Source organism: Pseudomonas agronomica (assembly GCF_025917275.1).
Taxonomy (GTDB): domain Bacteria; phylum Pseudomonadota; class Gammaproteobacteria; order Pseudomonadales; family Pseudomonadaceae; genus Aquipseudomonas; species Aquipseudomonas agronomica.
The window spans coordinates 1-636 of record NZ_JAOSHO010000981.1 but is presented as its reverse complement, the minus strand read 5'-3'; the positions used below and the strand labels follow the sequence as shown (position 1 = coordinate 636).

1 protein-coding gene is annotated in these 636 nt (G+C 64.9%); it reads left to right on the top strand.

The window, feature by feature from the left end:
* Nucleotides 1–617 (top strand): Gfo/Idh/MocA family protein (locus OC610_RS28495; protein ID WP_264433079.1); only part of this gene is annotated, 617 nt, incomplete at its 5' end.
* Nucleotides 618–636: the final 19 nt, after the last annotated feature.

The window sequence follows — 636 nt, the reverse complement described above, 5'->3', positions numbered from 1 at the left end:
CCGACCCGACCTCACCCTGGTCATGGCGTTGCGAGGCCGAGCATGCCGGTGGCGCGCTGGCGGACCTGGGCAGCCATTTGCTGGCGATGGCCCGGCATTTGTTGGGGAATGTCGAAGCCGTGTGTGCCGACAGCCAGACCGTTCACAACCAACGCCCTGCCAGCGTTGGCAATGCTGAACAACGGGCCATTGCGGTGGATGATCAGGTCCATGCGCTGCTGCGTTTCGCCAACGGTGCCCGGGGCACGGTGAGCAGCAGTTGGCTCAAGCACGGCTACAAGAATCACCTGAATTTCGAGATCAGCGGCACCCTCGGCACGCTGGCGTTCGATCAGGAACGGCTGAACGAACTGCGCGTCTGCCGGGCCGGCCAGGCAGGTTTCCAGCGTTTGCTGGCCGGCCCGGACTTACCCGGCTATGCCGCATTCAGCCCAGCCGCCGGGCACCAGTTGGGGTACAACGAATTGAAGACGTTGGAGGTGCAGGAACTGATCATGGCGCTCGCCGGCGAAGGCGCCAGCGGGACGGACTTCGAAGAGGCTTGGGAAGTGGAGCGGTTGGCGGCGGCGATTCGCGTGGCGGCGCGGGAGGAGCGTTGGGTGCAAGTGCAGAAGTGACGAAACCGGCTCCCCCTGA